Here is a 9941-nt window from a genome sequence, read left to right as displayed (position 1 = left end):
GATATTTGGCTTTGGAAAACTTGCTGCGGTTGGCATCATTGTATTTGTACGGCATCAAACGCATCCTGGAAGCTGAAACGGGCGTTTGATATCAAAAACGCGTGGGTCCTTGCAACAAGGTAACTCCAATCTATGCTTCAGGTAATGGTACAGTTATACACGCAGGTTGGGCTGGGGGGTATGGAAACATGGTGGAAATACGCCATCCCAATGGTTTGATTTCTCGCTATGCACACATGAATGATATGGCAGTTGAGAAAGGTAATGTGGTTGTTCAGGGAAGACAGATCGGCGAAACTGGGAATTCCGGCCGCTCAACCGGGCCGCACTTGCATTACGAACTACGAAAAAACAAATCGCCACAAGACCCCAAACCTTTCTTTGATGCTTGGCGTAGTTTGTTGACCTCGTCACAAAACAATACCTAGTGTCAATGGCAGGTCAAATTTCCCCAGAATTGGCGACTTAAAATTCCCCAGTCTGGCGTATCGGTAGTCAGCCGGATTTAGTGATTTTCAGCTCCATTTAGTTTCTTTGGAGGTCGACCTCTTCTCTTTGATGGAGGTGGCGGATTGATTTGGGCGTTTGAACAGCGCGCTCGGGGTGACGGCCATTCCGGGTGACCCCCGCGAATCCATTCGGCGCCTCTTGTTCACCTGATGCCCCTCCTTCATTTGTCTCACATCGCCCCCTGCAAAGCCGTATCAGTAGCAGAAATGACCATTGCATATTGGCCGCTCTGGAGCGATTCTGGGCTCCTTTGAGCAAGAAATCTGGTAAATGCCGGGACTCCTTATGCCGATATCCTTGGCTTTTGGTGCTGCCTTTCTTTGAAGTATGCGTTTTTTCTAAAAAAAAAATGGGAAGTTGAGCTCCTCGCCCTTTCCTAAAAGGCTACCTTGCTTCGTTCGTTGAGCACAGACAATTGTGCCGAAACCGTATGTCTTCATCTTGAAACTACACCTTGGTAAGTATTCCAAGATTGCCCCCCCTAGCCTCATCAGCGCAACTTTGGGTGACCAAAATCGCTGAAACAAGCCGTTCTAGGGTGAACTATACAATTTTATTTAATTTCTCAGTGCTATTTAATTAAAGTTTTGGAAATTTTCATTCAAATTAATGTCAAAGTAAAATCTAATTTGAAGACAATTTAGTCTTATCTTTATAAATATTGAAATAAAAATTACTTAAAATACCCATCTCGAAATAGAATATAACTAAAAAAAATACTTTTATAAATCTTCCAGCAACGACGGGAGATTTGAAAAATGAAAAAATTTATTTGGGGAATAGCTGCTTTCATCGCGATGGCAACCTCTTGCTTTGTAACTACTGCCAGTGCATCTAGTTCACGTTTCATGGTCACCACCGGCAATACTTCGGCTCCGATTGGACACATCAAGTTCTGTCGTCGGAATCCGAGTGAGTGCGATGTGAGGTTTGAAACCGATCGCGCGGTTAAGCTGACGCAGACAAATTGGTCCCAACTCATCAGCATCAATGGTGATGTCAATCGGACCATCCGCCCGATTACCGATCAGGACCAGTATCGCACCGAGGAATTCTGGACTTATCCTACCACCGCAGGTGATTGTGAAGATTATGCTCTGTTGAAACGCCGTATTCTAATAAATGCTCGTTGGCCTGAAACAGCATTGTTGATCACGGTTGTTCGGGAATCCGATGGATCAGGTCATGCCGTTTTGACTGTTCGCACTGATCGCGGCGATCTCATTCTGGACAATCAGGACCCACGCATCCTGCCATGGAGCAAAACACCTTACCGTTTCATCAAACGCCAAGCAGCCCTGCAACCCGGATCATGGACCGCCATTCACGATCCACGTTGAGATTGTGTTAGGATTGCTCGTAGGCCTCCTGTGATCCCATTCCCGTATCAAAGCGCTTTGTTCACCAATTCGTATCGGAATCGGGTTGATGAATCTGATCAGCAATCCCAGAAAGAAGCTTCAAGGCGGAGCGCAAGCACTGAAAATGGGTTTCCCAGTTCGACAAATGGAAACATACGCCAGAAAGAGAAGTCTGGCAGATCGACATCATTTCCAAACCCTAAAGCAAAATGAAGATGCAGTACAAAACGACGGCCGGCCAGCCTAAATCGTTCAATAGTGCCGCCGGCCGCCTTCGGTACGACCTGCTCAAGCTTCAACCCGATCAGTTCGTTGTACTTGGAATTTGGAATCTTCGTTCCGGTTCTCTTTTCTTAACTAACAGTTGTCAGCATACGATCTCCATGGCTACAGTGTGGGCAGAAGTTGCTATTCAAATGTGCAAGCCATTGGCTCGTTCACGGGTTTGGGTGCACCGCACCTACCAAAGAACGACTTGAACCTCTAGCAACTAGAGCATTTAGAATTCTCCAAAATGGACGAAATTGGGTGTATTACGACCAATGAGATTATCTGCATTGCAAAAAGGGCTTTGGGGTCTCGCCGTGATCGCGATTGTGGGGTTCGTCTGGCTGCAGATCACCATCAGAGGTGAACAGCAAACAGAAGAGCATGCATTCCGGGCAAATTTTGAACTGACCGACCACAAAGGGATGGTGCAGACGGACGAAGATTTTATAGGACGCTGGATGCTCGTGTTCTTTGGATTTGCGAATTGTCCTGATGTCTGCCCAACGACCTTGGCTGAGGTTGCCGCTGTCATGGATGCTCTCGGCTCTCAAGCGGCACAAGTCCAGCCGCTTTTTATTTCAATTGATCCGGAACGTGACACACCAAAAGAGCTCGCTGAGTTCATCCCACATTTTGACGCTGGCATCATTGGGCTCACGGGCACTGCCGATCAGATCAAGCGAACATCCATGACTTTCCGCGTGTACTACGAAAAAATTGAGGAAGCCGCCTCTCCTGATGGGTATACGATGGGGCACTCCTCACAATTGTTCCTCTTTGATCCGCAAGGTGGATATGTCAGAGCCTGGACATACGGCACACCAGCAGAGGAAATCTTTTCTGACTTGAAGATGAGGATGTCATTGTGAGCACTTCAATATCGAAGGACGCGGCATTAGCCGGAGCGTGGTCTATGGTGGCAAGACGATGGCCCTTGCGTTTGGTGGCTCCGCCATCGCTCTGCGGTATCTCGGCTTATACACTGGATTACTTCCAGAACCCTTCCAACCATGCACGGCAACAGATCCAATCTGCACAGATGACAACCAAGCCTTTCTCGGCCTCGCCATACCGCTTCTTTCGACAGCTGCATTCTTGCTGACTACAGCTTAGATCGCGGCGAGTGGATCATGATCATAAAAATATAAGGATTATACCAAACCCATGAGATCATCTACCTTAACTGCCATTGCGTTCAGCATCTTGGTCGGGCTGCCCACACATTCTGTTGCTGGTTCGGAAGACGTTGTCATCGAAGACGCATGGTCACGTGCCTCTATCGGCATCAATCGTCCAGGTGCAGCCTACATGACTCTGCGCAACAAGGGCTCCGACCCGGTAACGCTGGTGGGGTTGGAAACGCCCCTCGCCATGATGCCGGACATCCATGAAACCAAGACTGATGCAAATGGTGTTAGCTCCATGGCTCCAACCGGCGCGATCACAATTCCCCCAGGCGCAAGTGTCTCGCTTGAGCCAGGTGGCCTGCATGTGATGCTGATGCGGCTACAAACGAAGATGGTTGAGGGCGCAACCTTTCCATTGACATTGAACTTTTCCGATGGTGGGATTTTGACCGTTAATGTGCCCATTCATGGCATCGCAGCACGTGGGCCGGAAGGTTGATATATCGGAGTTCGCTCTTCATCTATTGTGTAGCAGCAAGCGGTGCGCTTGCTCTCGCCCTATTCTTCGGTTGGTGGCAGGTGGATGGCCCTGGTGCACCCGAGCCGGTGGCTCAACGATCCTTGTCGCTTACCCAGATGGAATTTCAGATGACCGATCAAGATGGGTTAACCGTCGGACCTGAAACACTTTTGGGAAATGCGTCCATGGTGTTTTTCGGCTTCACATACTGCCCGGATGTGTGCCCCACGACACTGTCGGATATCTCTATCTGGCTTGACAATCTCGGAGAAAAAGTCACAAACATGAATGTCGCGTTCATTTCGGTCGATCCTGAGCGTGATACTGTGGCATCTATGGCCGAGTATGTCGGTTATTTTCACCCATCCATCCAAGGTTGGAGCGGAACGTTAGAAGAGACGGCGCGAGCAGCGGCAGGCTTTCGCGCAAGCTATAAGAAAGTTCCCACCGAGGGTGGCAACTACACAATGAACCACACAACGGGTGTCTTTCTGTTCGATGCTGGGGGGCAGTATTCCGGCACTATTGACTTCCACGAACCACGAGAATTCGCGTTGCCAAAGATCCTGCGCGTTCTCACAAAAACCGGAGAACAAACGCCGTGAAGTTGTTCACGTTTGCAACTGTGTTTTCCAGCCATTCAGGCGATTGAAGTGTAGAATAGACAGAGCCAGCTTTTTCGTGTTGATGATTATTCCAATCCATTGAGATGGTTTTCGAATGCAGCGAGCGTTTCGTCGCTAACATGGTGTTCGATGCCTTCGGCGTCACGTTCGGCCGTTACTTCGTCAATTCCGAGGCATTGCAGAAACCTAACAACGATCCTGTGGCGCATGTAGCAGGTCTGCGCGAGTGACTGGCCTTTCTCGGTCAGGAAAATTGAGCGATACTTTTCTTGATACACCAAGCCTGCTTCTTTGAGCCGCGAGATATTTTTGGTCACCGTAGGGGCTTTAACCCCCAGCCGTTCCGCAATGTCGACTGGTCGTGCCTCTCCATGGGTTTCGATCAGTTCCGCGATCAACTCCACATAATCTTCCGCCATCTCGCTTTCATGCGCATTGCGGACGTGTTCGAACCCGTCGGCCTGAGCTTCGGGGTCCCGGATATAGGGCGTGAAATTTTCACGCGATTGTGATGTTCCAGACGACATGATGCGACTTTGTCAGATAATTGATGGATTGACAATATGATAGCTTTGGGTAAAAAAGTTAGAGACGTCTAATTTTTCTATTGGAGGCCTTGTGACCCAGCGTGTACAGCGTGTGATGCTCTCTGCGATTTTTATTGTCTTGGTAACAGTCAGTTCATCCTTGGCAACACCAGCCAAGGAGGCCCCATGGTTGCCTGAAGCGGCAGCCTATCGCCTGACTTTGTTTTTGGGCAACCTCGCCCCCGTTCCGTGGGACAAAGTTATGCAAGCCTGGACAGATCCTTATCGAGGGTCGGAGTATTCCGTCGGAGCGCTTGACTGGTTGGGCCGAGAAAGCTCTGTCGATGTGGGTGATCTGACCAATGCTATCGGCAGACAGGATCGGAACGCCTTGTATTTTGCGGTCACGCGTCTTGTGGCGTTGAGAATTGAAGAAGAACTGGACACAGCTATTGCCGCGGACAACCCAGCGACATCACAGCAAGCCGTGAGTAAGGCAAAGGATCTCTACCGCGCATTTGCAGACCATATTAAAGCCGCTGATCCAGATGTAGCCCGGACACTAGGTCTGGCGTGGCTGGAGCTGAACGATGCCGCAGGATCGGCAGGCGTGCTTGGGGTTGGTGCTAAAACTAAGGATATGGAGGAAATGACCAGCGCGCGCGCGGTGATTTCAACCTATCTGGCCGAAAACTACCTAATTGCGGATCTCTCCCCACGCCAAACGATGAATGCCGTGCCGGAGACCATCGCTCGAACCGGGCAACCGGTTGGTCTGCCTGTTGTCTTGCCGCCTGGTTCAGATATTTTCGATCAGGATCCGCTACCACTTCTGATTCTCAATTTCGAGGAACAGGGGATAGACGAATCCGATCTGCCTCTCATCGCCTACGGTGACATGCTGTTTGACAGTGCCGAGATCTTTGGTAGCCCAGCCCGCGATCTGGGCATCGCCTGTTCAACTTGCCACAACAGATCGGATATCAACCAGCGATTTTTTATTCCCGGCGCTAGCCACCAGCCCGGTGCGGTTGACGTGGATGGAGCTTTCTTCAATCCGATGTTCAACGATCGGCGCGATGACCCGATCGATATTCCTAGCCTCCGAGGACTGCGGTTCACCGGCCCCTACGGGCGCGACGGCAGATTTGGTTCGATCAGGAATTTTACCCGCAACGTGATCGTTAATGAGTTTGCAGGTGAAGAACCTACGCCCTTCATGCTGGACGCGTTGGTTGCATATATGACGGAATTCGACTTTTTGCCCAATGCCATGCTGACTGGCGATGGCCTGTTGACGGATAAGGCATCGGATGCCGCGCGGCGCGGTGAAGAGATATTCAACCGCCCCTACACCGGCATCGGTAACCAATCCTGTGCCAGCTGTCATACGCCATCCGGAAATTTTCTTGATCGCAAGTCCCATGATATCGGATCTGTGGAAGCCGCCTATGAAGGATCGCAGGCAGGAGCGATGGACACTCCAACTTTGCTCGGCACCGTTTATACGGCACCATACTTCCATGATGGCTCGTTACCTACATTGGCAAGCGTGGTGGAATGGTTCAACGACACCAAGGATCTTGGCCTAACTGATGCTGAGCGGTCGGATTTGACCGCCTATCTCGAAACGGTTGGGGCGGCAGACGAACCCTTTGAAACATTCGACGCGGCAAACACCCCGTTCCGGTTGGCTTTCGCCGAGCTTACGACATTTGCTTCTACGCTCGACACATTGCTGCCGAAACGTGACACACAGCACATTTTGCTTCTAACGGACACAGTCGCTGCTGATCTGGCGGCTGATGCCGGCACGATGGAAAATCTTTCAGCGCGGCCTGAAATCTACGCGCTTGCCAAACGACTTGCGGACGTGGGCACCGCGGTGCGTACCGATGACTGGGATGCCGCCGACGTCAGTTGGCGCCTCTTCAAAAAAGATGCCGTAGCCATCGAAGAAAGGGCATTTTGATGATGTCTCATGTGAACCGCCGTCACTTTATTATGCTCACTGGGGCCAGTCTGGTCTCACTATCGATACCCGCAATCGCTCAACCCAACCAGTTGCGACTGGCCTTTATCCCGCAGGAAAACCCCGATAAACTTCTGGGTGATATCGAGGCGATCACCTCATGGTTGTCGATGGAAATTGGAGTTCCGGTTGAAGGTTTTGTGACCATCGATCACGCAGCTGCGGTCGAAGCACTTCGCAATGGCGATGCCGACATTTCCTTCATGGGCGCCTTGCCCTTTGTACTCGCGGAAAAGGAAATTGGCGCGGTGCCTCTATTGTCAGAGGTGTATCGTGATGCGCCCAGTTATACGGGACGCATCTTTGTGCGCCATGACAGCGGGATTAAGACTCTGGCCGATCTTGAAGGCCGAGACATTGCTTTTGCGGACCCAATTTCAGAGTCCGGATATATGTATCCCTTAGCTGAGTTCGAGCGTGCGGGTCTGATTTCTAACCTGAATGCGGCGGAAGATTTTTTGGGCCGCATCTTCTTTGCGGGTGGCTATCAACAGGCGATGCAAGCAATGGCGGAAGGGTTGGTTGATGCCGCTGGCGCCAGTCAGTACGCAGATCTTCTTCTGACCCCTGAGCAACAATCGCAAGTTACGTGGATCGCGGAGAGCAAATCAATTCCAAGCCACGTTGTAATTGCGCGCCCTGAACTGGATCCAGGACTTCGCAAGAGCTTCGTCGCCGCCATGATGAAGCTCAACAAAGCGGAGCACCGTAACAAACTCCGCCACCTCTATGGTCCCGATGGCTACGTCAAAGCTGACCCTTCGGTGTTTGATGAAGTTCGGAATATGGCGAAACGCTATGGGTTGCTGTGATGCAAAATGCCATTCATATCGTTGATCTGAGCTTCAGTCACCATGGCGCAAACTCGCTATCAATCGATCAGGTGTCATTGAAAGTCGCGGCTGGTGAAAGTGTTGCCCTTCTTGGTCCATCCGGGTCTGGAAAGACAACACTTTTGACGTTGTTGGACGGACGGCTGCGCGATTGGCAGGGGCGGGCCTCTGTTCTAGGCATGCCATTCGAACCCAACCGAGTGCTACCAATGGCAAAGCGCGCTGATACAGGCTTCATCTTTCAGGAGTTTGCACTTGTTGAACGATCGTCAGTGATGCGCAACGTATTGAACGGCAGATTGGGCCGAACGCCAGGCTGGCGTACCCTGCTTGGCAATGTGTCAAATTCTGACATGGAAATAGCCCGATCGGCACTCTCCGATTGTGACATAGCGGACCTCGCCGACCGGCGAGTAGACTCGCTTAGCGGCGGCCAACGGCAGCGAGTTGCCATTGCGCGTTGTCTCGCACAGGAGCCTCAACTGATCTTGGCTGACGAACCCGTCAGCAACCTTGATCCGTCTAGAGCGGCGGACATACTGACACTTCTTAGCAGCGCTGCCCAAGTACGCAGAGCAACGACGATGTTCTCGTCGCATCAACCGGAACTGGCTCGACGCTTTGCCGACAGGATCATCGGTATGCGCAACGGCCGGATCGTCTTCGATTTAGCAGCGTGTGACCTGACTGAAGACGCGACTGCGGTGCTCTATGACAACACGGGCCCGGCATCTGGCGTAAGTCAGAAGGTCGAAAGCTGATGCGTTTGCGAGATATGGGTGGGTTCGGGGCCGGGATGTTGATTGCCGGTCTGGTGCTGTGGTCGTTGGCCTCCACAGATGTAGAACTGTCCCGTCTGATATCTGCAGGCCCTCGTATTGCGGATTTCTTTGGTCGGATGTTCCCGCCGGATCCAACGGTGATGGACGAGATCTGGAAAGGGAGTACCGAGACGTTGCGGATTGCGGTTCTCGGCACCGTCGGGGCCGTGATACTATCCATTCCTCTTAGCATTCTCGGTTCGGAGACGTTGGTTTCGTCAACGGTGTACCGTCCTATTCGCACGATTCTTGCATTTATTCGCGCAATCCCGTTGATTCTTGTGGCGATGCTGATGGTCAGCGCGGTCGGGCTTGGGCCACTGCCCGGCATCATCGCGGTCGCCTTCCATGCGACAGGTATGCTTGCGAAGTTTTACGCCGAAGCGATCGATAGTGTATCCCGCGCACCTATCGCCGCTTTGGAAAGCGCGGGAGCTGGACCTTTGCAGCGGCTGCGCTATGCGATCTGGCCGCAAATGGCCCCTGTTGTGGTCCGCGACACTATCTTTCGCTTCGAGTTGAACCTACGCGAGTCGCTGGTTCTTGGTATCGTTGGAGCAGGTGGTATCGGATTCTACATTCAAACTTACATCCGCTCGTTCCAGTACGACAAAGCAGCGAGCGTGACGATGGCAGTGATTGTTATGGTGATAGCCATTGAAGGGATTAATGTTGGGCTGCGCCGGAGATTTGCTTGAGCTCGTTGAGCTCCGATGGGGGCGTGAAGCTGCGAGGCATGAAACTCTTCAGCTCGCCGGTCAGTGACCGAGGTGATTCCAGTTGTTCAATCCCGCTTGTCCATGGTATCGACGCCTTTTCAGGGTCCAAAGTGGGCCACCAATAGACAAGTATAGCAGATAGTCGGGATAGCGCCGTTCAATTGTATATGTCCTTTCTGGCGTTCTGCATTTCTATGCCTTCTAGCTATCAAAACACTCGAAGGTAACGCAACATGTCCCGTGAACGCTCAGTTCTCATCTACGAACCACCAGGAAACCCCATCCTTATTGAATTTCCTTGGAAACGGGAGTTTTCAGGATTGAGTTTTGGGTCCAGAGATAGGTCAGGACCGGCATCATGATTGCGAGGCCGCCGATGAGAATCCAGCTCAACGAAGTCGACCCGTCAGAGGTGACCCACTGTTCGCCCGCATGGGTGAGTAGAAAACTCATAGGGATGAGACCAAACAGTGTTGCAATTGTAAAACGGGTCAGAGACAGCGCAGTCAGACCAGCTGCATAACTGACGGCATCAAATGACAAAAAAGGGATCATGCGCGTCACAAATACCGTGAGCATCATCATGTTCTGACTG

Annotated in this window: 12 protein-coding genes; 9 read left to right on the top strand and 3 right to left on the bottom strand. The window is 51.5% G+C overall.

Translation table 11 applies throughout. The features are described 5' to 3' along the window. Window positions 1–101: 101 nt before the first annotated feature. Together FDK21_RS11650 and FDK21_RS11645 are read left to right on the top strand one after the other, a co-directional pair. Window positions 102–428 (top strand): M23 family metallopeptidase, encoded by a 327-nt coding sequence (locus tag FDK21_RS11650; protein WP_138148650.1) that lies wholly within the window; start codon window positions 102–104, stop codon window positions 426–428. Between the two features lie 840 nt (window positions 429–1268). After that, complete coding sequence (locus FDK21_RS11645; protein WP_246657558.1) at window positions 1269–1850, top strand: transglutaminase-like cysteine peptidase; 582 nt, start codon at window positions 1269–1271, stop codon at window positions 1848–1850. Between the two features lie 98 nt (window positions 1851–1948). Here FDK21_RS11645 and FDK21_RS11640 read toward each other — a convergent pair whose 3' ends face one another. Continuing rightward, window positions 1949–2170 (bottom strand): hypothetical protein, encoded by a 222-nt coding sequence (locus FDK21_RS11640; RefSeq protein ID WP_138148649.1) that lies wholly within the window; start codon window positions 2168–2170, stop codon window positions 1949–1951. A gap of 243 nt (window positions 2171–2413) precedes the next feature. Between FDK21_RS11640 and FDK21_RS11635 the strand changes: the two genes are divergently transcribed. The 3 genes from FDK21_RS11635 to FDK21_RS11625 all read left to right on the top strand — a co-directional run bounded on the left by FDK21_RS11635 (window position 2414) and on the right by FDK21_RS11625 (window position 4393). After that, window positions 2414–3010 (top strand): SCO family protein, encoded by a 597-nt coding sequence (locus FDK21_RS11635; protein WP_138148648.1) that lies wholly within the window; start codon window positions 2414–2416, stop codon window positions 3008–3010. A gap of 295 nt (window positions 3011–3305) precedes the next feature. Further along, window positions 3306–3767 carry a copper chaperone PCu(A)C gene (locus tag FDK21_RS11630; RefSeq protein ID WP_138148647.1) on the top strand — a complete coding sequence of 154 codons (462 nt, stop codon included), beginning with the start codon at window positions 3306–3308 and terminating at the stop codon, window positions 3765–3767. Between the two features lie 149 nt (window positions 3768–3916). After that, entirely contained in the window at window positions 3917–4393 is a 477-nt protein-coding gene (locus FDK21_RS11625) for an SCO family protein (protein ID WP_210238762.1), read from the top strand. 86 nt (window positions 4394–4479) lie between these two features. On the opposite strand, the gene mntR is transcribed toward FDK21_RS11625, so the two are convergent. Beyond that, on the bottom strand, window positions 4480–4941 hold the full coding sequence (gene mntR / locus FDK21_RS11620; protein WP_138148646.1) for a manganese-binding transcriptional regulator MntR: 462 nt from the start codon (window positions 4939–4941) through the stop codon (window positions 4480–4482). A gap of 91 nt (window positions 4942–5032) precedes the next feature. Between mntR and FDK21_RS11615 the strand changes: the two genes are divergently transcribed. Genes FDK21_RS11615 through phnE form a run of 4 tightly spaced genes read left to right on the top strand, consistent with a single transcriptional unit; the run spans window position 5033 to window position 9325 of the window. After that, window positions 5033–6913 (top strand): cytochrome c peroxidase, encoded by a 1881-nt coding sequence (locus FDK21_RS11615; protein WP_210238761.1) that lies wholly within the window; start codon window positions 5033–5035, stop codon window positions 6911–6913. Continuing rightward, a complete protein-coding gene (locus FDK21_RS11610) occupies window positions 6913–7785 on the top strand; it encodes a phosphate/phosphite/phosphonate ABC transporter substrate-binding protein (RefSeq protein WP_138148645.1) in 873 nt (290 codons plus the stop codon). The genes FDK21_RS11615 and FDK21_RS11610 overlap by 1 nt, the downstream gene beginning before the upstream one ends. Then, the gene (locus tag FDK21_RS11605) at window positions 7785–8567 is read left to right on the top strand and encodes an ATP-binding cassette domain-containing protein (RefSeq protein ID WP_138148644.1); all 783 of its coding nucleotides are present in this window, start codon (window positions 7785–7787) and stop codon (window positions 8565–8567) included. Before FDK21_RS11610 ends, FDK21_RS11605 begins: the two co-directional genes overlap by 1 nt. Window positions 8568–8602: 35 nt before the next feature. Beyond that, on the top strand, window positions 8603–9325 hold the full coding sequence (gene phnE / locus FDK21_RS11600) for a phosphonate ABC transporter, permease protein PhnE (protein ID WP_246657557.1): 723 nt from the start codon (window positions 8603–8605) through the stop codon (window positions 9323–9325). A gap of 306 nt (window positions 9326–9631) precedes the next feature. On the opposite strand, the gene FDK21_RS11595 is transcribed toward phnE, so the two are convergent. Then, window positions 9632–9941: VTT domain-containing protein (locus FDK21_RS11595; protein ID WP_138148642.1), on the bottom strand; the 310-nt coding region annotated here is incomplete at its 5' end.

This window comes from Cohaesibacter sp. CAU 1516 (assembly GCF_005771485.1).
In the GTDB taxonomy this organism is placed as follows: domain Bacteria; phylum Pseudomonadota; class Alphaproteobacteria; order Rhizobiales; family Cohaesibacteraceae; genus Cohaesibacter; species Cohaesibacter intestini.
This window is presented reverse-complemented; position numbering and strand designations above follow the sequence as displayed.

Coding starts and splice junctions, on each gene's coding strand:
- FDK21_RS11645 (WP_246657558.1), top strand. CDS start 1,269: ATGAAAAAATTTATTTGGGGAATAGCTGCTTTCATCGCGATGGCAACC.
- FDK21_RS11635 (WP_138148648.1), top strand. CDS start 2,414: ATGAGATTATCTGCATTGCAAAAAGGGCTTTGGGGTCTCGCCGTGATC.
- FDK21_RS11630 (WP_138148647.1), top strand. CDS start 3,306: ATGAGATCATCTACCTTAACTGCCATTGCGTTCAGCATCTTGGTCGGG.
- FDK21_RS11625 (WP_210238762.1), top strand. CDS start 3,917: ATGACCGATCAAGATGGGTTAACCGTCGGACCTGAAACACTTTTGGGA.
- mntR (WP_138148646.1), bottom strand. CDS start 4,941: ATGTCGTCTGGAACATCACAATCGCGTGAAAATTTCACGCCCTATATC.
- FDK21_RS11610 (WP_138148645.1), top strand. CDS start 6,913: ATGATGTCTCATGTGAACCGCCGTCACTTTATTATGCTCACTGGGGCC.
- FDK21_RS11605 (WP_138148644.1), top strand. CDS start 7,785: ATGCAAAATGCCATTCATATCGTTGATCTGAGCTTCAGTCACCATGGC.
- phnE (WP_246657557.1), top strand. CDS start 8,603: ATGTTGATTGCCGGTCTGGTGCTGTGGTCGTTGGCCTCCACAGATGTA.